Below are 23787 nucleotides of genomic sequence, written 5' to 3'. Positions count from 1 at the left end.
CCTACTCCTTAACGGGATAGATTGTTAACGAACGTTTTAAGCGCTTCTATGGGCATCGGCCTGGCCAATATGTAGCCCTGGAATATATCGCACTGATAGCTCAAAAGACGCTGGTACTGCTCTTCAGTTTCCACCCCTTCAGCCACCACTTTAAGCCCCAGGTGATGCGCCATAGAGATAATTCCTTGCACAATCGCCGAATCATCTTCGCTGTTAGTAAGCTCATGAATAAAGCTGCGGTCGATTTTCACCGTGCTAATGGGCAAATCCTTGAGGTAACTAAGGCTTGAATAGCCTGTTCCAAAGTCATCAATAGAGACCTCAATGTGCATACTGCGCAGCGCATGCAGCGTGTCAATCGCGCCTTCCGTGTTATCCATTAAAATGCCTTCCGTCAGCTCCAGACTTAACTGCTCGGCAGGCAGGCAGGTGGTTAAGAGGGTTTGACGTAGCGTGGCAAGAAAGCTTGAACGCTGAAACTGTAACGGCGACAGATTAACTGCGGCGCGTATTTCACCCAGCCCCTGCTTAGCCAGTGAGTGCATATCCAAGCAGGCGCGCTGGAGTACCCATTCGCTAATCGGAATAATCTGGCCCGTCGTTTCAGCCAAAGGAATAAACCGGGCCGGCGAAATAAAGCCTTTTTCAGGATGCTCCCAGCGCAGCAGCGCCTCAACGCCCACTAGTTTATTTTCCCGATCCATCAGCGGCTGGTAGTGCAGTGAGAACTCCTCACGTTCAATGGCTTCTTGGAGATCGTTGCGCAACACCATGCGTTCACTGACCGTGTCGGTAAACGCGTGGATATACCATTCGTAAGCGTTACGCCCTTGCTGTTTGGCCTTATACATAGCCATATCCGCCTGCTGAATCAGCGTTTGCGGCTGAAGCGTGTCCTCCTGGCTAATAGCAATGCCGATACTCGCGGTCAGATAAAGCTCATGGGGCTCAATACGGTAAGGGCGTGCCAGCATCGGCAGTAACCGCTCAACCAGATCGACGACTTCAGACTCATAATTAATCGATGTCTGTAAAATAACGAACTCATCGCCGCCCATTCGGGCAACGGTATCATCAGGCCCTACTGCGCTGGAGAGTCTTCGGGCAACCTCAACCAGGACTTGATCGCCAACCGCGTGTCCCAGGTTATCGTTGATCGGTTTGAAGTCATCTAAATCGACAAACAGTACGGCCAGCCGCTTTTTATGTTGGCGAAGGAGAGAAAACTGCTTAAACAATGTTTCTTCAAAAAGCGTGCGGTTAGGCAGACGGGTCAGGTCATCGTGGGAAGCGTGATAGGCCAGCCGCGCTTCATAAGCCTTATGCTTGGAAATATCATGCTGCACGCCGACAAAGTGTGTAACGCGCCCATCTTGGTCACGTACCGGTGCGATGTATAAATCGTTCCAGAACGGCGTGCCATCCTTACGGTAGTTGCATATCGTCACGTTGACTTCGCGGTGCTCTTCGATACAGCTACGAATATGCTGAATAACCTCAGGCTCGCTTCCAGCTCCCTGAAGGAACCGGCAGTTCTTGCCGATGATCTCTTCCTGGCTGTATCCCGTCATGACGGTAAATGCTTGGTTGGCATAGATAATGGGAAAATCAGGCTGTTCGGCATCGGCAATTAAAATGCCGTTGACGCTCGCCTCCACGCTGCGTTCCAGGGTGCGTAACCGAGACTCCTTTTCACGCGCGGCGGTCACTTCCTGGGCAATCGCATGCACGCCTTTAACGGTATTATTCACCATCATGGGCAGGTGAATAATATCCAGCAAATGGAGATGACCCGCGCGGTCCTTGAGCGTCAGCTCATAGCGGTTAATCCCACCTTGCATAGCCGTTTCGATATAGGCTTCTACGCGCGTCACTTCCTGTTCGGCGATAAAAAAGGTGAACGGCTTACCCAGTATTTCTTCAACCGAATAGCCGGTCAGTGACGCGCAGGTAGCGTTGGCCGTAACAAAACAGCCGTTCGCATCCAGCGTAAAGACTGCATCGGGGTGATGGGTAAACAAGGAGCGGTAACGCTGCTCGCTCTCCTCCAGCGAACGCCGCACCTGAAAACGCTCGACGGCTAGCGCCATCAGGCCGGCGGCTTTCTCAATTTGCGCCGTGTCGGCCCCGCTTGGCGTACTGGGCTGCGGGTAGTAAACCCCAAAAGTGCCCGCTAGTTGGCCATCTCCGCCATATACGGGGCTCGACCAACAGGAAGCCAGACCCGCTTCTTTGGCCACGCCATGATAGCCACGCCAGCGCTCGTCCTCGGCAATATTGGCGCATATTACGGTGGTTCCTTGGTAAGCCGCGCTACCACAGGCACCGTTATTGGCGCTGATCAAGATGCGCTGTATCGCGCTCCGATAAGACGCAGGCAGCCGACCACCGGCGGCAAATTCCAGATGGGTGCCCGCCTCGTTCACTAGCATGACCGAACACATCGCCTGGGGTAGCTCACGCTCCAGCATGCGGCACAGGCTTTCCAGCGTTTCCTTTAGCGGCTGCTCCTTGGCGATCATGCGCTGAATTGACTGCTGGTCTTCCAGCGACTGACGCGTCTGGGCAAGCTCGCGAGCCCGCGAAACGCTAACGCTAACAACGCCAAGGCTGAACGCCAATAAACCACTAAGCAGCAGACTCCCTAGCGCCACCGCAAACGACAAAAGGTTTAGCTGATGCCAGTTGAACTGGCTGCCAGGATAAGCATAAAGCTCCATGTTAATGCCACCGGGCAAGCCAATATAGCGTGATGCCAGGGCAAGTTCAGGCGTTTCCATACGGTCAGCTGAGAAGCCAGCGGGGTGCAATTTTATAAGCGTTGTAGCATCACGGTTCACCCTGATCTGGAAAGGCCCCACTTCCAAGCGCAGCTCGTTTTCCAGAAGGGTCGCCAGATCAAAACTGGCAAACAGATAGTGGCCGTTGGCGGCAACGGGGATAACAAATATGGCCTCATGGGGCCGACGGGTATTCGCCATTAGCAGCCGCGGGCGCTCTAGGGGAATTTGCATCCAGGCACGCGTATATTCCTCCTCCAGCTGCTGGCGCAACCATCGCTCCATTTCAGCGGTTCGGCCTACTCCCCAGCTCCAGGTCAGCGCTTGCTGATCAACCAGCGCAATGGCGCTAATACTCGGCGTATCACGCAGATAATTTTGCGCATCATTTTCCAGCAGGTCTAAATCCCAGTATGGCCCCATGGCATTTAAGCGTTCGCCCATGCGCTGCATCAGGCGCAAACGATCATGGGTAGCCCTCTCGATATTTAGCTGCACGTTATCCAATAGATAGGCGGCCTGCTGTTGTAGCGAGGCTTGTTGATAGCTATTCATCAACAGCCAAATAAAACAGCTTATTGTAACGCCCCAGAGCGAAGCCGCGACGGTCACCCGCCCCGGGTTTAAACGTTGCGCCTTGCCGCGCAAACCGGCGGCCAGCATGGCGGTACCTAAAAAGCAGGTAAACACGAGCGCTGTCATGGGCGAAGATGCAAACAGCGGGGTCGCATCGTTTAGCCCAAGCCATATTTTTCCCACTACAAAAAGACCAAGCCCCCATAGGCTAAGCCCACCGGCCACCCACAGCCAGCGTCGCCAGGAAGTAGCAAGCCCCACCAAAAAGCACACCGCGACCAGCAAAAGAAATGTCGCTGACAAGCTGGTAATACGCGGCCCATTACTTAGCCATGAGTCGCCCCCGCCTCCTTCCAGACGATTATGGATCAAGGTGTAGATGATCATTAATAGCAGCGCGAACGCGCTGATAATCCGGGCTTTCGTCCAGCCTTGTAACGACGCCAGTAGCGCAATACCGACCAACAGCGTGACCAATGCTCCATCGGGCACTAGCGTGGCAAAAAATGGCCGTGTAGGTACGCTGATGCCCACCACTACCCCTACCGTCCCCATGCAAATCAAGGTTGCCGATATCATCAGCAGCAGGGTTTCCAGCGCTAAATGGCGCGTATTAATCGGCATGTCTCTGCGCCTCTTCAGGCATTAATGTTTACAGTGCTTACTGCTCGAAGTGTACTCGCTCTGTTAGCGGTACCAGCTTATGAAATTGCTCATTTAAATACCCGCCATAAGTATCAGGCGCCCGGTAATCAATTAATGAGCCATACTCATGCGTAATTCGGTAGCGCAATGGCACGCTGGCGAGTGCATGCGCTAACGCATCTGCCAAAATGGCAAGGGTTTGAGGCGGCGTGCCTGCCGGTGCAAAAATGCCTCGATCAGTGGTGTGAACCAGATCAATACCCTGCTCACGAAGCGTTGAAACGTCAGGTAGCCCAGGCAGTCGTTCACTCCCTGCCACCGCCAGAGGAACCAAGATACCCGAGGCAAAAAGAAAGCCCGCCGCGGGTAGATTAAGCATGGCAAAATCAATTTCCTGAGCTAGTAAGGCTTCCACCTGAGACGCCGTATCAGGAAAACGAACCAGCTGTACGTCTGAAAGCGAGATACCGCTTTGTTCAAAAAACTGCAGCCAGAATAGATGGTCAGTGGAGTTAGAAATTACTCCAAACATGAGAGGTTTTGACGACGCATCAATTAACGCTTCAATATCGCTGGCCTGTTGGGCCGCATGCCCTGCATACGTAGCCGGAATATTGACCGTGCGCACAAGCAGTGACACGGGCGCAAAATCAGCATGGGAAAATGAGGCTAGCCCCGCCAGGTAAGCAAGGTCGATTGTTTGATGACTGCCGAGCAGGGTATAACCATCGGGCGCAGCATTTCTAACATACTGCGAGCCCCGCATAGCGCCCCGGCCAGGCATATTAACCACAAGAACAGGCTGGCCTAGATAGGTCTGTGCCGTTTCAAAAACATCTCGAAACAGCACATCGGTTGCCCCGCCCACCCCAAAGGGAATGACTACCGTAATTTCGCGTTGCGGGAAGTGATCGTCGGCAACAGCCAACGCCATCGTCAGTAGAAAACTGCTTAAAACGCCTATTTTAAAGCAATAACGCACACCTACCCTACAACTATACGCCATGCTCCCATCCCCTTATTTTTTTTTAGTTAACGCATAGCTACTCTTTGCAACATAGCTTTAATTTCCGACCGCTACCACAAAAGCAGGAATCATTACGGCGCGGCTTGAGCCGCATCACTTTCGGAGTACCATCCATGTACCACCAGCGGCTCTGCTCAAACACAAAGCGAGAGTTCTCCTCCAGCCTATGCCAGCGGGCGCGCTCTTTGAAATAAGCGAAAAATTGAATATAGCCAACATCGGCCTGAGAAGGACCCTCTTTAAAATCAGGTACTTTTTTAATAATTGATAAACCTTTCCACTGCGTGTAGGGGTCAGGCGAAAGATCAACGGGTCGTGTACTCACATGCCAAGTCGCTAGCAGGTAATCACACAAATTGAGCGCAAAGGCGCTATAGCGCGAGCGCATTAGTGCTTCCGGGGTAGGGGCAAGCTCGCCATTGTGGTAACGGGCACAGCATAAGTCAGTCGACAATCCTGTACCGCAGGGGCAACTTTTTTCAGTTAGAGAAATCATAGAAAGGCTCATATATCACGGTCACTTAAGCCTAACCGATAATTCTTAAAACCGTCCTACACATAGTCTATGTTTTAGTTCGATTTTGGCCCCATGTTAAGCGTATAGTGGCTGAGCAAGATTTTTTTGACTTACGGAGTACGAAACACGACCCCAATAATCTTTCCAAATGCAGCGGAGGTTCTCATGAAGGTTTATAAACCGGAATGGCAGTGCACGTTTAGCGTAAACGAAAGCGCAGAAGAATCAGCTAACTGGAAAGAGCGAGTCGCCTGGCGGCTTCGTGCAATGGCCGACCGTTTAGACGGTGTCGGCCGTACGTTTAAGGTTAATTGCAATGTGACCCCTCAGGTAAGCCGTGAGGAGGTAGATACCTGCCTTGGTAAAGGGTTTGAAGTCACCCAGCAGCTCTTGACTCAATTGGCGCACCAGCAGGCCTGCGAAGACGTCATGCGCGATGTTAAAGCCAATCTTTTCGAAGAGCACTCCTCGCGCTAGCTCCTTGCATATATACAGAAGATTTAAAAACACTCGCCCAGGCGAGTGTTTTTGTGACGGCACTCAACTTAATCCCCCTTCCTGGCAGTAGTGCCGGGCAGCCCTACGCGAGGGCGCTGTGAATACCTCCCTGTACGCTACTTTCGCCGTCCTTGGCGAAAGACCCTCGCTACGGGCTACCCGACACCGCATCGTCTTATCTACCCCCACTCTTTACTCCTCACTCCTCACTCCTCACTCCTAACTATTCACTCCTCGAACGGCACTTCCAGGGCACGCCCCATCCGGCTCATAAAGTCCGTGCACGCCTCAAGCTCGCTTTTTTCGATGTACTCATCAGGCTGATGCGCCTGGGCGATGCTGCCCGGTCCCAGAATAATGGTTTGTAATCCCTGGCCTTGAAACTGCCCCGCTTCGGTGGCGTAGGCTACTGCGTGGTTGCAGCAGGCATCGGGCAGGTGGTCTTTGGCCAAGCGCAACACTGCGTGATTATCTCGGTCGGCCAGCCCCGGCACTGTCACATTCAGTGGTTCGGTCACAATTTCCACTTGCTTGCCACGTGCCTTTAGCTCGGCACTTAACGTGTCGGCATACGTCTCAAAACGAGCGAACACCTCTTCGAACGTCTCGGTGGGTAGATGACGAATCTCCCACTCAAACTGACACTCCCGCGCCATAATGTTGATCGCGGTGCCACCCTTGATCCTGCCAACGTGCAAACTGGTGTGGGGTACGTTGAACGCTTCATCGACACACCCTTCATCCACCAGGACGGTCATGGTGTCTTCAATAAAGGTGACCAGGCGTGCCGCCACATGAATCGCCGATGTGCCCTGATTGACCTGACTACTATGCGCCTCGCGCCCGATGACCGTCGTGCGCAGGTTAGTTGCGCCTTTTTGGGCGACCACCGGCTGCATGCTGGTCGGCTCACCGACAATCACATGCGCCGTGGTGGAGTAGCGCTCATAGAAGCGCTTGATCAACGCAGGCGCCCCCACACAGCCAATCTCCTCGTCGTAGGAAAAGCCAAAATAGATAGGCTGCTGCAAAGGCGCTTTCATCCACGTGGGCACCATGGCGAGTGCACAGGCAATAAATCCCTTCATATCGCAGGTGCCACGCCCGTAAAGCTTACCGTCCTGGCCGTCATGCAAGCCAAAAGGATCGGTCGACCAGGGCTGGCCTTCCACCGGCACCACGTCGGTATGGCCGGAAAGCATCACCCCACCTGGCGCGTCGGGGCCTACGCGGGCGATCAGGTTCGCCTTGGTACCGCAGGGGCTCATTACCCGCTCAGAGGCAATGCCATACTCTTCAAGATAGCCTTCGACAAACTCGATCAGCGCCAGGTTGGAGCCCCGGGAGGTGGTATCGAAGGAGACCAGTTTAGTCAATAGCGCTATTGCGTCACTCATATGATTCTCGCTGGTTATACACTTCGTCTAACCCTATCACCGGCTTCCTCGTGCGCCTACTGCCAAAGTTGAACGTGGTCATACCCAGTTAACTTAGCAGTCATCAAAATGTCATCTACACTGACTACTGTTCAGTGCATCCAAAAACCTTAACAAACGCACTGTGCCACCTGGCTTATGTCAGGCTCAAAAGGAGCTCTTATGTCTCGTTTTATGTTACGCGCGTTATCTGCCGGTATCGCTGCGGCTACTCTGAGTGTTTCTGCCCACGCCGCTACCGAGATCACCTGGTGGCACTCCATGGGCGGCGAGCTGGGCGAGCGCTTGAGCGCGCTTGCTGAAGACTTCAATGCCACCCAGGATGAGTATCGTGTCACGCCTTCCTACCGGGGCGAATACGAACAGACCATGGTTAACACCATTGCCGCCTTCCGCGCAGGCGAGCAGCCTCACATCGTACAGATTTACGAAGTGGGCACCGGCACCATGATGGCCGCCCAAGGCGCTATCTACCCTGTTTATGAGCTGATGGAAGAGCACGGCAACACGTTTGACCCGGCCGATTATCTGCCCGTGGTGACCGGTTACTACACCGACACCAACGGTAACATGCTCTCTATGCCGTTCAACTCGTCCACACCGATTCTTTACTACAACAAGGACGTCTTCGAAGCCGCTGGCCTCGACCCTGAAACGCCGCCGACCACTTGGCAAGAAATGGGTGAGATGGGCCAGCAGATTGTCGATGAAGGCGCGGCCTCTTGTGGCTTCACCATGGCCTACGCGGCCAACTGGGTGGGCCTTGAGAACTTCTCGGCATTGCACAATCAGTCCATCGGCACTAAAGAAAACGGCTTCGGCGGTCTGGATACCGAGTTTGCCTTTAACGGCGACGTACAGGCACGCTTCTGGGATCAGTTGAAAGAGTGGTCTGATAGCGGCGTCTACAGCTACGCAGGCCCAGCAAACGGCCCGGACGCGGCACCTTCGTTCTATGCAAGCGACTGCGCGATGTACATGAACTCGTCCGCGTCACGCGCCGACGTGTTGGCTAACTCCGACTTCGACGTGGGCTTTGGCATGCTGCCTGTTTATGACGACGTAGACGGCGCACCGCAGAACTCGATCATCGGTGGCGCGACTCTGTGGGTGCTTTCCGGCCACGAAGACGACGAGTACACCGGCGTTGCCGAATTCCTTGAGTACCTGTCGCTTCCCGAAGTGCAGGCCGAGTGGCACCAGGGCACCGGCTACCTGCCGATTACCACCGCCGCTTATGAGCTGAGTCAGGAGCAGGGTTACTACGATGAGAACCCAGGCGCGGATATCGCTATCGAGCAGATCAACCTGAACGAGCCGACGGAAAACTCCAAAGGCCTGCGTTTTGGCAACTATCCGCAAGTACGCATGATTCTGGACGAAGAGTTCCAGGCCGTGCTGGCTGGCACCAAGGACGGTCAGCAGGCGCTGGATGACGCGGCACGCCGCGGCAACCAGATCCTGCGCGACTTCGAGGCTGCCAATAACTAAGCGCTTCTCGTTACTTGTAAACAAACCCCGGCTTTTATCGCCGGGGTTTGTTATAGGAGCCATCCCATACGCCCAGCTCACCGGGGCCTATGGGATGGCTTACTTCCTGGCAGCTGACCACTGCGGCCAGCCGCACCAACGCCCGTACGACAGGATGTGCCATGCAGACCAAACGTTCCACCTATCAAAATCGGTGGCTCCCTTTCTTACTGTTAGCACCACAGCTGGCGATTACGCTGGTGTTTTTTATCTGGCCGGCAAGCCAGGCGGTTAAATCCAGCTTCGAGCGTACCGATGCGTTCGGCTTTAAAACAACGTTTGTCGGCATGGAGAACTATGCACGCATTCTGGCCGACCCCAGCTACCTGAATGCGCTGGGGCGCACCGCGATTTTTTCCATCTCGGTGACGGTGCTTTCCATGAGCCTGGCGCTTTTACTCGCCGTTTGCGTTAACCGTGTGCTGCGTAGCGCCAAGTTTTACACCACGCTTTTGGTATGGCCCTACGCGGTTGCTCCAGTGGTAGCGGGCGTGCTGTGGTGGTTTTTGTTCAACCCCACCATCGGCCTTCTGCCGCATCTGCTCGACTGGTTCGGTATCAGTTGGAACCACCGCGTTTCAGGCACCCAGGCAATGATATTGATCACCATTGCCGCGGCCTGGAAGCAGATCTCCTATAACTTTTTGTTTTTCCTGGCAGGGCTTCAATCTGTGCCGCAGTCGCTCATGGAGGCAGCGGCTATTGATGGCGCGGGCCCCTTCAAGCGCTTCTGGACCATCGTGCTCCCGCTTCTATCACCCACCACCTTCTTTTTGCTGATCATCAACATCAACTACGTGATGTTCGACACCTTCGGGGTGATTGATGCCACTACCGCGGGCGGGCCAGGCCAAGCCACCATGACGCTGGTCTACAAGGTCTACACCGACGGTGTCGCGGGATTGAATATTGGCTCCTCATCCGCTCAGTCGGTCATGCTGATGGGCATCGTGATTATCCTGACGTTTATCCAGTTCCGGTACGTGGAACGCCGGGTCAACTACTAGTGCGTTAAGGAAATAAACATGGTTGAAAGAAGACCTTTTCTCAATATTCTGACCCACCTGGTGCTGATTGCAGGCGTGCTGGTGGTGGCATTTCCGGTGTACGTGGCATTTATCGCCTCAACCCACGAATCCAGCGCCTTTGTGCGCGGGGTGTTGCCGCTGCTCCCCGGCGACAACATGTTTGCATCCTACCGGCAGATGCTCAGCTCCGGCTGGCAGGTGGGCGGCACACCGCCGGTCTGGCTGATGCTGGGTAACTCGCTGATCATGGCGCTGACGATTGCGATCGGCAAGATCGCCATTTCGATTATCTCCGCCTTTGCGATTGTCTATTTCCGCTTCCCGTTTCGCATGCTGGCGTTCTGGATCATCTTCATCACCCTGATGCTGCCGGTCGAAGTTCGCATCATCCCCACCTACGCGGTCGTTGCCAACCTGGGCATGCTGAACTCCTATGCGGGGCTAACGCTTCCACTGATTGCCTCCGCCACCGCGACCTTCCTGTTCCGCCAGTTCTTCATGACTGTGCCTGAAGAGCTGATGGAAGCCAGCCGAGTGGATGGCGCCGGCCCGATGAAGTTCTTCAAGGACATATTGCTGCCGATATCGATCACCAATATCGCCGCGCTGTTCGTGATCATGTTTATTTACGGCTGGGTGCAATACCTGTGGCCACTGCTGGTCACCACCGACGAAGACTTCTACACCATTGTGCTGGGTATCAAGCGCCTGATGGCCTCGTCCGACCGGGTGCCCGCCTGGAATCTCATCATGGCGACCGTCACGCTTGCCATGCTGCCGCCGGTATTAGTAGTGCTGTTTATGCAAAAACTGTTCGTGAAAGGCCTGACCGAGACGGAGAAATAAGATGGCTAGCATTACCTTGGAAGGGCTTAGAAAAACCTACTCAGGCGACGTCCATGCCGTTAAAGGCATCGACCTTGCGATTGAAGACGGCGAGTTCGTGGTGCTGGTAGGCCCTTCGGGCTGCGGTAAATCCACGCTGTTACGCATGGTGGCCGGGCTTGAAACGATTACCGACGGTACGCTCAAGATTGGCGACCGAGTCGTCAACAATCTCGAACCCGCAGAGCGCGATATCGCCATGGTGTTTCAGAACTACGCGCTCTACCCGCACATGACGGTGTACAACAACCTCGCGTATGGGCTGAAAAACCGCGGCTTTAAAAAACCCGAGATCGAAGAACGGGTGCGCAAAGCGGCCAAAATGCTCGAAATTGAGGATTTTCTTGCGCGCAAACCGCGCAAGCTCTCCGGCGGCCAGCGCCAGCGCGTCGCCATGGGTCGGGCGTTGGTACGTGAGCCCGCAGCCTTTTTGTTCGACGAACCGCTCTCTAACCTGGATGCCAAGCTGCGCGTGCAAATGCGCGTGGAGATCAAGCAGCTTCAGCGCCGCTTGAAGACCACCAGCCTCTACGTGACCCACGACCAGTTAGAAGCGATGACGCTGGGTGATCGTCTGGTGGTGCTTAGCGCTGGCAAAATCGAACAGGTGGGCACGCCCATGGAGATCTACGCGCGCCCTGCATCGATGTTCGTGGCGGGTTTTATCGGTTCGCCTGCGATGAACATGGTACCGCTTGAATACCTGCAAACGCGCGGCACCCATGACCTGTTAAACGATCTTCCCGCCGAGACCGACACGGTCGGCATTCGCCCGGACGATATGCGCCTTTCGCCACCCGATACACCGCACCTGGTGGTCGACTCCACGCTTGAACTGTTTGAAGCGGCGGGCGCCGAAAGCCATCTTTACGTGCGGCTCGCCGACAGCGACCAGCCCACCGTGATTCGGGTAAGCGGCCAGCCCCCGGTCAAGGAGGGCGAAACGCTACGCTTTTATGTCACCCGCGAAGCGCTGCATCCGTTTAACAGCGCAACCGGCCTGCGCACGGGGGATTAGATGGCGACTATCAGGGCGGCTTGTTAAGCAATTACGACCGGGGTTGTTAACTTATCTCTAAAAGGCTATCTGTATGCATGAGGACACACACTTATTAGCGGATACCGTTAAGAAAGCTGCCAGGGAAGCTGGCGCGCTGCTGGCCAAAGGCTACTCAGGGATTGATCGAGTTACTTTCGAGCGTAAAGGCGCCTCGGATTTTGTAACTCACTATGATCAGTCAGCGGAGCGGTTAATTATTGACTACATACGCCAGCATTTCCCTGCGGTTGGCTTTTTGGGGGAAGAGAGTGGCGCCTCACCCGCTCACAATAGCAATGTGACCGTCATTATTGATCCGCTGGATGGCACCAACAATTTTCTCCATGGCGTGCCGTTTTTCTCCGTCTCTATTGCGGTAGAGCAAAACAACGAACTGATCATGGGGGCGGTTTACCACCCGTTGCTGGATGAACTTATCTGGGCTGAAAAAGGCCAAGGCGCCTATTTAAATGACTACCGTTTAATATGCCCAAGCGCCTGTCCACTGACAGAAATGCTGGTGGCAACCTGCCTACCCTATCATGGAAAAGGCGATTGCGACCTCAGCATACGCCAGCAGGCTGCCATCATGCCGCACGTATCGGGCATCCGAAGTCCGGGCTCTGCCGCTTTGGAAATTGCTTACGTCGCGTTAGGCCGCTTTGATGCCTTCTGGTCGCAAGGCGCTAAACTTGAATGGTGGGATGTGGCCGCTGGCATTCTGATAGCACAGGAAGTTGGCTTGATGGTGACCGACATACAGGGGCAAGCGGAGGCATCCTGTTTAAGGCAGAGCCTACTGATCGCCCCTTCCCAAAGCCATCAACAGCTTCTTGCCTTGCTCAACGAGGCGTAATCTACTCCTCATCTGCTAACCTGGCTTTACCATTACTTCCAAAGTGCAGCTCTCAAGAAACAGAAAAACTAGCCAGCGCGCAGAAGTTTGCTTCGACCTTTTACGAAGACCCTAAATAAAAACAGTACGAAAAAGGGCTTCTATGGGCTAGGTTTGAAAAGCAGTATTAATTCCTCTCGGGCCTAGCGCCCCCGTTTATAGAGGCAAATGGGTCTTCTACCATGCGTGCTCACCCTTCCTTACTTGACGCTCTTTATCGCACCCATGCCAGACGTGCTCAGGCAACTCTGATCCGTCTGCTGGGCGATTTCGAGCTTGCCGAAGAAGCCGTGCAAGATGCCTTTGTCGCCGCTGCTCAACAGTGGCCTGTTAAAGGGACGCCCGATAATCCTCAGGCCTGGCTGATTCGCACCGGCTATCACTGCGGGATTAATCAAATTCGTCAACGCAGTACCGCACGCCGTCGAGCCCACCTGCTATTACCGAGTGAGGAAACACAGGAGTTCGACGATGCCGCGATCCAGGATGACTCGCTGCGGCTGCTGTTTACCTGCTGCCACCCAAGCTTGAGCCTAGAAGCACGCCTTGCGCTGACGCTGCGCGAAATGTGCGGGTTAACCACTGAGCAGGTTGCCAGCGCCCTATTAATCAAACCTTCAACCGTGGCACAGCGCATCGTACGGGCAAAACGCAAGATTCGCGATGCGCATATTCCCTATGCGGTACCTGCGTCGGAGACATTGCCCCAACGCTTGCCGGACGTCCTCCAGATTATCTACCTGGTCTTCAACGAAGGTTATTCAAGCAGTAGCGGTGCGTCGGTGGTCGATATCAGTCTGACCCGCGAAGCGCTACGTCTGGGTGAGGAACTGGCAGCGCTACTGCCACAGGGAGAAGTCTTTGGGCTGATGGCACTTATGCTGCTTACCAATGCCCGCCGGGATGCGCGCCAGGATAACCAAGGCGAGCTCGTCACGCTGGAGGCGCAGGATAGAGGCCTATGGCACCAGGCGGAAATTTGTACGGGTATCGAGTGGCTCGAACACGCACTAGCCCTCACCCCTCTTGGCTTTTATACCCTTCAAGCCTCAATTGCCGCCGTACACGCCCAAGCCCTTCGCCCCGAACATACCGACTGGGCGCGGATTGTCAGGCTGTATGACGCTTTATGCCGCTATTATCCATCGCCTGTTCTGACCTTGAATCGCGCGGTGGCCGTTGCCATGCATGACTCTCCAGCAACTGGGTTGAGCCTGCTCGATGAGCTAGCTCATCATCCTCAACTCTCTCGTTATTATCTATTACATGCGGCCCAAGCAGATTTGCTACGTCGGCAGGGTAACGATGACGCCGCGCGCGATGCCTACCAAAAGGCCCTGACATTAACTACTCAAGAGCCGGAAAAACGCTTTTTGCTCAGCAAATTGGCCGAACTTTAATCAGCGCTATAAAAAATATTACCAAAAGGTTATGAAAAATAGTTCGCAGGCCTGTCGATTTGGGGGCACGTCAAACGACTAGAGGGTGTCGACCATCACAATAAAAGAGACTCTCAATGAAATTCATGCTGATACGGCGTGCCGACGCCACGACCGAAAATGGTGCGCTACCGTCGCAGGAAATGCTTGCCGCCATGGCCGATTACAACGAGCGCATGATGCAGGCAGGCGTACTCGTGAGCGGCAACGGCTTACACCCGACAAGCGATGGCTGCCTGATCCAGTTCCATAACGGAACTCCCACTATCCTCCCCGGCCCTCTGTCTCCAGCCAGTGAACGTATTGCTGGTTATAGCGTGCTGGAGGCACCTTCTCTTGATGTCGCTTTGGGGTGGGCACAGCAGTGGCCAACCCTGGATGCCGACGGCAACGTGACCCTTGAGTTAAGGCGCTACTTCACGCTTGAGGAATTTGAGCCGGGTGCGGGCCTGGATAAGCATCACAGCCATGCCCGCGTACCCGATGTCATGAATGTGCATGTCGCCTTCCCTGGCACCTGCCGGGAGGCCATGCGGTTCTATTCTGACGTGCTCGGCGGCCAGATAGAGTGTTTGATGACCTACGCGGAAACCCCAGCGGCAGAGCATGTATCACCTTCTCTGCATGACCGCATCATCCACGCTTCGCTGAACCTGCGTGGTCGTCGCTTGATGGGCGCCGACATGACGCCTGAACAGTACATGCCACCACAAGGCGTGCAGATTCAGCTGGAGTATCAGGAGATCGAGCAAGCCTCCCTAACCTTTGCACGCCTCACCGAAGGCGGAGAGGTAATCATGCCTTTTGAATCAACGTTCTGGTCTGCGGGATTTGGCATGGCCACTGACTGCTTTGGCGTGCAGTGGATGATCAATGTGTCGGCGGATAGTTGTCTTTCTACTGAAGGAGAGACGCCATGAAATACGCGGCCTTAGTGTATTACCAAGAGCAGCTCATCAATGCCATGAGCGAGCAGGCGTGGCATGACCTTAATCAGGAGTGTATTGCGGGCGTCGAGCGTTTAAGCGCTCAAGGCAATTACCTGGCCGGTGAAGCGCTGCAACCGATAGACACCGCGACCACTGTACGTGTACGCGATGGCGAGACAGTAATTACCGACGGGCCGTTTGCGGAAACCAAAGAACAGCTGGCCGGTTTTTACCTGCTCGAAGCACGTGACTTGAACGAGGCGCTACAGCTAGCCAGCCGCATCCCACCTGCGAGACTCGGCAGCATTGAAGTACGCCCCATTCGAGAACTCCCACCCAAAACCCAGCCAGGAGAATCATCATGAGCACTACTACTCAACGCTATATTGATGGCTTCGTTGCGGCCGTGCCCACGGCCAATAAAGAAATCTTCATTGAGCACGCCCGTGATGCTGCCGTGGTTTTCAAAGAGTATGGCGCCCTGCGGGTAGTTGAGTGCTGGGGTGAGGATATCCCTGAAGGGGAAGTCACCTCTTATTCCATGGCCGTTAAGCGTAAGGATAACGAAACCATTATCTTCTCATGGATCGAATGGACCTCCCGCGCCGTGCGCGACGAGGCGATGCCCAAGGTCATGGAAGACCCTCGCTTACAGCCGGACGTCAACCCCATGCCGTTTGATGGCAAGCGAGCGATATTCGGCAGTTTTGCCACGCTTATAGACGAGTGAGTGACCAGGCTTCTGCCTGGTGTTCACTACTCTGAATAAGGGCCGCCTCTACGTAACGTCCAGGCGGCCCTTTATTCACATTTAATGTTGGCGAGCCTGGTCAGTGATACGCCCTTCAACCTGATAATCCACGTCACCTAACGAAACCATATGGTCACGTAGCATTTCCCAATCGGTATTACCGACGATGGTGCTGCGCCCATTTTCATAGGCGGCTTCTAGCGCGGTATGGCTATCGCCACCGGCTGCAGTAAAGTGATTGGTGGCAATGGTGTAGGTACTTTCAGGGTCTACCGACTGCAAGGTGCCGTTCTGCGTTACCTTCAGGCTCACAACGCGCTCACCGACGGGCTGGCGGCTGTCATATACCAGCTCGGTACCTTCGGACACTTGCAGAAAACCGCCGCTTTCATCAGGGGTGTTTGCCAGCCCGATCTCGAACGTTTCCAGAAGCTCCGCGCCCGTCACGCTTACCAGCGCCAAGCGATTGCCAAACGGCTGCACGGCAACCAGCTCGCCCACACTCACATCACCTTGTGCGATGGGCTCACGAATACCGCCGCTATTTTGAATGGCCAGCACGGTCTCCGGATTCACTCGTCGGGCGGCGGCAAGCTGACCATCGGCAATCAGATTGCCAAGCGCCGTTTCATCGGCACGTACGCTTTGCTCATCGCCATTGCCGTGGCGAGGGTTGGGAAGCGGCGTATTCAGGTGAGCGCCCACTTGGGTATCGCGCACTGCTTCAATTCGTGCGGTGTAAGGCTCAAGCATCTCAAGCGCTTGGGCATCGGGCTCGAAATCATCGGTGGTCAGCAGTTCGCCACTGGCATCCTGCACCACGCCCTTGTCATCAAAGGTGACCTGCATGACGCCCAGGTACTTGCCGTACTCGTTCGCCTGGCCAATAACGGTGGGCGCTTTAGGCTCGCCCAAATCGTTTTCATCCACCGTAACGGGCGACTCCAAGCGCGTATGGCTGTGCCCACCGATGATCACGTCCACCCCTTCCACATGCTGGGCAAGCAATAGGTCGTTGCCCATACTTGGGTCGCTGTCAAAACCCAGGTGAGTAAGCGCGACGATCTTGTTAACGCCTTGAGCTTCAAACGCTTCCACCATCGCCTCGGCCGCCGCCCGGTAATCGCCAAGGGTGACGTTACCGGGGCTGGAGACGGTCTCGCTGCCTTGCGTGCTTAGTCCGAAAATACCGATTCGCTCGCCACCTTGCTCTACCACAATGCCGTCGTACAGGTGGCCAGGCTTAGGCTGCTGTTCGGGCTCGACGCTGATCGAATCACCGAGTAGATCGGCAAACTCGGGTGAGGTAGAGAAATCCAGGTTCGCGCCCAGAATGGGGAAGTCAGCGGCGGTGAAGAAAGCCGCCAATGCCTGATGGCCCTCTTCCGGGTCGCCCAGGTCGAACTCATGGTTACCCGGCACGAACGCGTCATAGCCCATCAGGTTCATGAACTCGACGGCGTCCTGGCCCTGGTATTCGGTGAAATAGAGCGTACCCGAAAAAATATCCCCGGCGTCCAGCAATAGGCCATCACCGAAGCGCTCACGGGCTTCAGCCAAGGCGGTGATCAGTTGAGGGTAGCTGTCGGTACGCCCGTGCAGGTCGTTGGTGTGAAAAATGGTCAGCGTATAGGGCGCGGCATACGCCGTGGCGCTAAACAGCCCAGTCGCTATCCCTAGCGCAATACCGTGAGAAATAAAACGCATCAGCATGGTTCCTTTTATAAAGTGTTGTAGCAGAACGATAGCGTGCCCTAGACGCCTGACAAATGGATGACGGCGTTATCGCACACCACTGTAGCGCACTCATCTTACTTAGCGGTATGCGATGGCAAAATAGCCTACTTCCGCCTGTTGATAGAAAAACGTCTTACTCAACACTACCACGGCAGTAATTCCCCATTGCTGTGCCAAAAGCTGCCGCTGTTTTCCTGCGTCAGCGTTTTGATACAGGCAGCAATGCCTGTGGCGGCTTCCTGAGGGCTGATCATCCCGCCGAAGTTAACCATGCGCGTTTTTACATAGCCTGGGTGTATTTGCGCCACGGCAATACCGCGTGGCTTAAGGTCCATAGCCAGGGATTTTCCAAACGCGTTTAGCGCCGCCTTGGATGCGCGGTAACCGTAGCGCCCACCGGAGTCGTTATCGGCAATCGATCCCATACGGCTGGTGATGTTGGCAATCTTACTGCCGTCCTGCATCAACGGTAGCAACGCTTCACATACCCGTAGGGGCGCATAGGCATTGATTTCCATCTGCTCACGGATGCTGTCGAAATCCAGCTGGCCTAACGATTCATCGCGCAAGAGGCCGGCGTTGTTGATCAATAATTCCAGCCGTTGGCCATCAAGCGCCTGTGCCAAACGCTCAACCTCCTCGGGCCGGGTCACGTCGATACCTTCAATAATGCGGTCAGCCACGCGCTCAAGCTCGTCTGATGATTGGCGGCAAACGCCGATCACCTGCCAATCTTCATCTCTGTAGTGGGCTGCCAGTGCCAGCCCTACGCCTCGGTTGGCGCCGGTAATCAGTACGGTGGGTTGGGTCTGTGTGTTTTCCACGTTTTTTCTCCAAGCGCTGTTGGGGTAAATGCTGTTGGGATAAATAAACGCCGCTGGCTATAAACGTAGCGTGCTGGCTTTGAAAGAGAAGCTTAAAACCCGTGCTTAACTTAGGTTTAAAACCAAAAACTGAGCTTGTACAAGCTCAAGGCGCTTAACTACCTTTGAAGCAAGACGTTAAAACCCGCGAAGAGGAGGCAGCGTCAGGATAAAAACAAGGGGCCCATGGAGGAGTACCCACATGAACCGACCGTGCACGATTACGTTTGATGATAAAAAATTAACCGGCAACGCCGATGAGCCACTGATCGATTTTCTGGAAAACCATGGCATCTCCTTGCCCAATGTTTGCTACCACCCTTCTCTAGGCGCTATTGAAACGTGCGATACCTGCTGGGTCGAGGTTAACGGCGAAATGCAACGTGGCTGTGCGCTGCGTACCGAAGAAGGCCTTAATATTTCAAGCCGCAGCGCCCAAGCCACGGCCGCCCGTCATGAAGGCATGGACCGCCTGCTGGCCAAACACGAGCTTTACTGCACCGTATGCGAGAATAATAACGGCGACTGCCGTGTGCATAACGCCTTGGTCGAGATGGACATTCCCATCCAGCGCTATGAATTCCAGCCCAAGCCCCATCCAAAAGATACCTCCAGCCCGTTTTATACCTACGACCCAGACCAATGCATTCTATGCGGCCAGTGTGTCGAGGCGTGCCAGAATGTCGAGGTCAACGAGACGTTAAGCATTGATTACGCCAGTGAGAATCCGCGCGTACTGTGGGATGGCGGCAAGGAGATCAACGACTCAAGCTGCGTTCACTGTGGCCACTGCGTCACGGTCTGCCCGTGTAATGCGCTGCAGGAAAACACTATGTATGGGCAGACAGGTCCGCTTACCGCCCTGCCCTGGTCGCTTAAGCGACCGATGATCGAAGTCGTCAAAGAGGTCGAAAATACCACCAGCGCCAAACCCATCACCGGTATTTCAGAGCTTGATGCCACCTGGCGCCAGCCGGGCATCAAACGTACTAAAACGGTATGCACCTACTGTGGTGTTGGCTGCTCGTTTGAGATGTGGACCCGTGATCGCAAAATTCTCAAGGTTCAGCCCACCCCAGACGCCCCGGCTAACGGTATTTCCACCTGCATCAAGGGCAAATTTGCCTGGGACTTCGTTAACAGTGAAAAACGCCTCTCGACGCCGCTGATTCGGGAAAACGGTCAGTTTCGTGAAGCCAGCTGGGACGAAGCGCTGGATATGGTGGCGCGCCGGTTGTTAAACGTGCGTGATATCCACGGCCCACAGAGCGTTGGCTTTATCGGTTCCAGTAAAGCCAGTAACGAAGAGGCTTACCTGACGCAGAAGATTGCCCGGCTGATCATTGGCACCAATAGCGTGGATAACTCATCCCGCTACTGCCAGAACCCGGCCACCAAAGGGCTTTTCCGCACCGTGGGCTATGGTGGCGATGCCGGTACCATCAAGGATATCGAACAGGCGGAGGTGGTCGTACTGGTAGGCAGTAACACCGCCGAAAACCATCCGGTGATTGCCTCGCGAATCAAGTCTTCGCAGAAGCTGCACGGCCAAAAGCTGGTAGTGTTCGACCCACGCAAACACGAAATGGCCGAGCGGGCGAATCTGTTTATGCGCCCTAATACCAGCACCGACCTGATCTGGGCCTCGGCACTGTCGCGCTATATGTTCGATAACGACCTGGCTGACCATAAATTCCTTGAGCGCTGGGTCAATAACGTCGATGAGTACCGTGAATCATTGGCCCCGTTTACCCTCGATTTTGCCGAGCAGAAAACCGGCATTCCCAAGCAGCAGCTGATTGAAGCCGCGGAGTTAATCGGCCGGGCAAAAAGTGTCTGCCTTTTATGGGCCATGGGAATTACGCAGCATAGCCACGGCTCGGATACCAGCACCGCGCTTTCCAACCTGCTGCTGGTCACGGGTAACTACGGCAAACCGGGTACTGGCGGCTACCCCATGCGCGGCCATAACAATGTGCAGGGCGCCAGCGACTTTGGCTGCCTGCGCAATATGTACCCAGGCTATGAAAAGGTTACCAACGAGGATGCCCGCACGCGGTGGTCCAAAGGCTGGGGCGTCAAGCCTGAACAGCTTTCTGATGAAATCGGTTACGGCAACTTCCTGATGGTGCAAGCCGCCGCCGAGGACAAGCTCAAGGCCATGTATATCATTGGCGAGGAAACGGCCTTTTCCGACGCCGATACCCATAATGTCCACTCCGCGTTTGAAAGCCTCGACTTTATGGTCGTGCAGGATATGTTTTTAAGCCGTACCGCTGAGTTTGCTGACGTGGTGCTGCCCGCCTGCCCCAGCGTCGAGAAAGAGGGCACGTTTGTGAATACCGAGCGACGCATTCAGCGCTTTTATCAAGTGCTCGAACCGCTGGGCGATAGCCGTCCCGACTGGCGTATCCTGACAGACCTTGCCGCGCGCATGGGCCACGATTGGGGCTACGCACACCCTTCAGAGATCATGGCGGAGTGCGCATCGATATCTCCCATGTTCGCGGGGGTCAGCTACGAGCGCCTGGAAGGCTGGAAGTCGCTGCAATGGCCGGTTGCCGAAGACGGTACCGATACGCCGCTACTATATACCGAGGGTTTTCACACCGCGGATGGTAAGGCCAACCTGTTTGTTCTTGAGTGGAAAGAGCCTTTTGAAGCCGCCGATGAAGAATATGATCTCATGCTCAATAACGGCCGCCTGCTGGAGCACTTTCAAGGCTCTAACCAGACCGGGCGTTCACAAGGCATCTGGGATCAGGTGCCCGGCAGTTTTGTCGAGGTAAGCCCGGAGCTTGCGGCCGAGCGTAATATTCAAGACGGTACCTGGGTGCGTATTACGTCACGCCGGGATAGCCGTGAGTTTCCCGCCCTAGTGACCGAGCGCGTTGCGGGCAAGGGGCTCTACCTGCCGATTCACTTTGGCAAACCGGGCGTTAATGCGTTAACCGGCGAGCATACTGACCCAGACGTGCAAACCCCTGCCTACAAGGAAACGGCCGTTAAGCTTGAAGTGCTCGACAAGCGCAGTGAATCACCCCTTCCCAGCACCAACTACCGCTTTGGGAAGCGCACACCTAATGAGGGCGTCGCCGTCGAGGTGAAGTGGGCTAACGAGGACTATACGTTGCCGCCTGCCCAGCAAACCAATCCGAGGAAAATGTAATGGCCGAACGAATTTCCTACGACGTACCGCCACCCAACATCGGCCCGGATGCCCAGGAAGAGCTCGATAGGCTTGTACAAACGCTGCATGAGCATGGTCTGCTTCGGTTTGCCAATGATGTGGTTGCGTCTAATCATGAGCTGATGCGTATTGTGGTAGACGGCTTAAATAAACCAGGCTCGCTTAATGCCATTCAAAATCTTTCGGTGATCGCAATGACGCTCTCGGCACTGCCACCTGAGCGTTTTTATCAAGTGATGTTTGCGCTCAAAGAGGGAATTGAGCAGGTTGGCAACCACCGCCATGATAAAGCAGAGCGCGATTCCCAGCAGGATAAGAGCAAACACACGCGTCAGGACAAAGAGGACAGCGCTCCCGGCATGACCGGCCTTTATCGCATGCTTAACGATGACGAGCTGTGGTATGCCATCAAACCGATTCTGGCGGGGCTGCGGGCTTTTTCCGAGCGGCTCGACCGGCCCGTAGACAAACCGGTAACGGATTTCACCGGCAAGCCTACCGAAGGGCCTTAAACACATTTTGACATAAGCGAATGAGTTTCTAGGCTTACAGAGGCATGTAGCGAACGTCGCTCTACTCTTTCGATGAACAAGGAAGCTATCGAGATGAAATATCGCCCGCTAGGCAATTCAGGCTTATTGGTATCCGAAATCGTGTTGGGAACCGTCCCCTTTGGCGGTAGCGGAGGCTTTGAAAAAGCGGCAAGCGTCGATGTCAAAGGTGCCCAGCGCCAGGTTGATCTTGCCTACGACGCTGGGGTCAACTTAATCGATACTGCTGACCTTTACTCAATGGGAGAAGCGGAGGAGATCGTAGGTAAAGCGCTGGGCGACAAGCGCGATGAGATAATCCTGGCCTCTAAAGCGCGCAGCCCAATGGGCGACAACCCCAACCACAGCGGCTTCTCTCGATATCATTTGATTCGCGCCTGCGAGGCCAGTTTAAAGCGTCTGAACACGGATCATATCGACCTTTACCAGATCCATAACTGGGATGGCGTTACTCCCGTTGAAGAGATGCTGTACGCGCTGGATCACTTGGTGCAAAGCGGCAAAATCCGCTACTACGGCACCTCCAACTTTACCGGCTGGCAGATGATGAAGACCATCGGCAAGGCCGAACTGCATAATTTGGTCAAACCCATTAGCCAGCAGATTTACTACACGCCGGAATCTCGCGAGGCCGAGTATGAGCTGATGCCGCTGGCCATCGATCAAAATATTGGCACGCTGGTATGGGCGCCGCTGGGAGAAGGCCTGTTCAATGGCAAGGTGCGCCGTGGTCAGAAAGCGCCTGAAGGCACTCGCCAAGGCAACGGTTGGCCCGAGCCCTATGTGCATAACATGGAACGCGCCTACGATATTATCGAGCTGCTGGCGGAGATTGGTGACACGCATAATGCCTCTATTCCGCGCACTTGCCTTGCCTGGCTGAAAGACCGCCCCGGCGTGACCTCGCTGATTGTCGGCGCGCGTAACGAAGACCATCTGAAGGATGATCTGGCCGCCGCCGAGCTAACCCTAAGCCAGGAAGAGATTGATCGCCTAGAAGCCGCTACACGCCCGGCCCCGCTTTATCCTTACTGGCACCGTGTTGTGGCTGGCATGGACCGCATCGACAAGGCCGAACAGCCGTTTATCGATAATTACCGCAAAACCATCGATAAACGGGACGACGAGCGCTAAACGCAAACTACCGACGGAGATGCTCCGCCGGTAGTGGTTCGTTACTACGTTAAAAACATGCTAAAAAGTCGGTATGGAATTACCCATACCGACTAAAGATCGAAGTAAACATAAACCGCTAAAGAACCGCTGCGCTACTTAGAAGTGATAGCGGGCTCCCAATGCGTAATACAGGTCATCTTCGTAGTTGTTAACGGCATCTAGATTCGCGTCGTTAAGCTCAAGGAACATATCGAAATTTTTGCTCAGATTATACATAGGGAAGCTCTGAAAAAGTCACTGCCATCAGCGATAATACGGCTATCGTCAACTGCATAGGATTCAGTGCTGCCATGGA

General features: G+C 54.8%; 20 protein-coding genes. 13 read left to right on the top strand and 7 right to left on the bottom strand.

Annotated features, from left to right (window positions below; genetic code table 11):
* Window positions 1–8: 8 nt before the first annotated feature.
* The 3 genes from INT33_RS13595 to INT33_RS13585 are packed head-to-tail and all read right to left on the bottom strand — an operon-like array spanning window position 9 to window position 5524.
* On the bottom strand, window positions 9–3980 hold the full coding sequence (locus INT33_RS13595) for a sensor domain-containing phosphodiesterase (RefSeq protein ID WP_193092152.1): 3972 nt from the start codon (window positions 3978–3980) through the stop codon (window positions 9–11).
* Between the two features lie 37 nt (window positions 3981–4017).
* Window positions 4018–5007: a Bug family tripartite tricarboxylate transporter substrate binding protein gene (locus tag INT33_RS13590; protein WP_193092151.1), complete on the bottom strand. Its 990-nt coding sequence runs from the start codon at window positions 5005–5007 to the stop codon at window positions 4018–4020.
* 37 nt (window positions 5008–5044) lie between these two features.
* A complete protein-coding gene (locus tag INT33_RS13585) occupies window positions 5045–5524 on the bottom strand; it encodes a YchJ family protein (RefSeq protein ID WP_192536536.1) in 480 nt (159 codons plus the stop codon).
* A gap of 186 nt (window positions 5525–5710) precedes the next feature.
* On the opposite strand from INT33_RS13585, the gene INT33_RS13580 reads away from it, so the two are divergent.
* Entirely contained in the window at window positions 5711–6022 is a 312-nt protein-coding gene (locus INT33_RS13580) for a hypothetical protein (protein WP_193092150.1), read from the top strand.
* A gap of 248 nt (window positions 6023–6270) precedes the next feature.
* Here INT33_RS13580 and argE read toward each other — a convergent pair whose 3' ends face one another.
* Window positions 6271–7440: an acetylornithine deacetylase gene (gene argE / locus INT33_RS13575; protein ID WP_193092149.1), complete on the bottom strand. Its 1170-nt coding sequence runs from the start codon at window positions 7438–7440 to the stop codon at window positions 6271–6273.
* Window positions 7441–7641: 201 nt separating this feature from the next.
* Here argE and ugpB point away from each other — a divergent pair, with 201 nt between their 5' ends.
* On the top strand, window positions 7642–8970 hold the full coding sequence (gene ugpB / locus INT33_RS13570; protein WP_193092148.1) for a sn-glycerol-3-phosphate ABC transporter substrate-binding protein UgpB: 1329 nt from the start codon (window positions 7642–7644) through the stop codon (window positions 8968–8970).
* A gap of 34 nt (window positions 8971–9004) precedes the next feature.
* Here the strand turns inward: ugpB and INT33_RS21365 are convergent, their stop codons facing one another.
* Window positions 9005–9133 carry a hypothetical protein gene (locus tag INT33_RS21365; protein WP_264298940.1) on the bottom strand — a complete coding sequence of 43 codons (129 nt, stop codon included), beginning with the start codon at window positions 9131–9133 and terminating at the stop codon, window positions 9005–9007.
* Here INT33_RS21365 and ugpA point away from each other — a divergent pair.
* The 8 genes from ugpA (at window position 9132) to INT33_RS13530 (ending at window position 15954) form a co-directional block, all read left to right on the top strand.
* A complete protein-coding gene (gene ugpA, locus INT33_RS13565) occupies window positions 9132–10016 on the top strand; it encodes a sn-glycerol-3-phosphate ABC transporter permease UgpA (RefSeq protein WP_193092147.1) in 885 nt (294 codons plus the stop codon). The two genes, INT33_RS21365 and ugpA, sit on opposite strands and share 2 nt — an antisense overlap.
* A gap of 18 nt (window positions 10017–10034) precedes the next feature.
* Entirely contained in the window at window positions 10035–10883 is an 849-nt protein-coding gene (gene ugpE, locus INT33_RS13560) for a sn-glycerol-3-phosphate ABC transporter permease UgpE (RefSeq protein WP_192536531.1), read from the top strand.
* A gap of 1 nt (window position 10884) precedes the next feature.
* A complete protein-coding gene (locus INT33_RS13555) occupies window positions 10885–11940 on the top strand; it encodes a sn-glycerol-3-phosphate import ATP-binding protein UgpC (RefSeq protein WP_193092146.1) in 1056 nt (351 codons plus the stop codon).
* Window positions 11941–12013: 73 nt separating this feature from the next.
* A complete protein-coding gene (locus INT33_RS13550; protein ID WP_193092145.1) occupies window positions 12014–12817 on the top strand; it encodes an inositol monophosphatase family protein in 804 nt (267 codons plus the stop codon).
* A 221-nt stretch (window positions 12818–13038) separates the two neighbouring features.
* Window positions 13039–14256 (top strand): RNA polymerase sigma factor, encoded by a 1218-nt coding sequence (locus INT33_RS13545; protein WP_193092144.1) that lies wholly within the window; start codon window positions 13039–13041, stop codon window positions 14254–14256.
* A 116-nt stretch (window positions 14257–14372) separates the two neighbouring features.
* Window positions 14373–15215, top strand: coding sequence for a VOC family protein (locus tag INT33_RS13540; protein ID WP_193092143.1), 843 nt, complete (start codon window positions 14373–14375; stop codon window positions 15213–15215).
* Window positions 15212–15589, top strand: coding sequence for a YciI family protein (locus INT33_RS13535; RefSeq protein ID WP_193092142.1), 378 nt, complete (start codon window positions 15212–15214; stop codon window positions 15587–15589). Before INT33_RS13540 ends, INT33_RS13535 begins: the two co-directional genes overlap by 4 nt.
* Window positions 15586–15954, top strand: a complete 369-nt coding sequence (locus INT33_RS13530) for a DUF1428 domain-containing protein (RefSeq protein WP_193092141.1) — start codon at window positions 15586–15588, stop codon at window positions 15952–15954. The genes INT33_RS13535 and INT33_RS13530 overlap by 4 nt, the downstream gene beginning before the upstream one ends.
* Window positions 15955–16035: 81 nt before the next feature.
* On the opposite strand, the gene INT33_RS13525 is transcribed toward INT33_RS13530, so the two are convergent.
* Both INT33_RS13525 and INT33_RS13520 read right to left on the bottom strand, forming a co-directional pair.
* On the bottom strand, window positions 16036–17682 hold the full coding sequence (locus tag INT33_RS13525; protein WP_193092140.1) for a bifunctional metallophosphatase/5'-nucleotidase: 1647 nt from the start codon (window positions 17680–17682) through the stop codon (window positions 16036–16038).
* Window positions 17683–17855: 173 nt separating this feature from the next.
* The gene (locus INT33_RS13520; RefSeq protein ID WP_193092139.1) at window positions 17856–18536 is read right to left on the bottom strand and encodes an SDR family oxidoreductase; all 681 of its coding nucleotides are present in this window, start codon (window positions 18534–18536) and stop codon (window positions 17856–17858) included.
* Window positions 18537–18777: 241 nt separating this feature from the next.
* Here INT33_RS13520 and fdhF point away from each other — a divergent pair, with 241 nt between their 5' ends.
* The 3 genes from fdhF (at window position 18778) to INT33_RS13505 (ending at window position 23450) form a co-directional block, all read left to right on the top strand.
* Window positions 18778–21744 (top strand): formate dehydrogenase subunit alpha, encoded by a 2967-nt coding sequence (gene fdhF / locus INT33_RS13515; protein ID WP_193092138.1) that lies wholly within the window; start codon window positions 18778–18780, stop codon window positions 21742–21744.
* The gene (locus INT33_RS13510) at window positions 21744–22277 is read left to right on the top strand and encodes a DUF1641 domain-containing protein (RefSeq protein ID WP_193092137.1); all 534 of its coding nucleotides are present in this window, start codon (window positions 21744–21746) and stop codon (window positions 22275–22277) included. The genes fdhF and INT33_RS13510 overlap by 1 nt, the downstream gene beginning before the upstream one ends.
* Window positions 22278–22370: 93 nt before the next feature.
* Window positions 22371–23450 carry an aldo/keto reductase gene (locus INT33_RS13505; protein WP_192536524.1) on the top strand — a complete coding sequence of 360 codons (1080 nt, stop codon included), beginning with the start codon at window positions 22371–22373 and terminating at the stop codon, window positions 23448–23450.
* The last annotated feature ends 337 nt before the right edge of the window (window positions 23451–23787 follow it).

This window comes from Halomonas colorata (genome assembly GCF_014897985.1).
GTDB lineage: Bacteria > Pseudomonadota > Gammaproteobacteria > Pseudomonadales > Halomonadaceae > Vreelandella > Vreelandella colorata.
The sequence above is the reverse complement of the archived record's forward strand: the minus strand, read 5'-3'. Positions and strand labels throughout refer to the sequence as shown.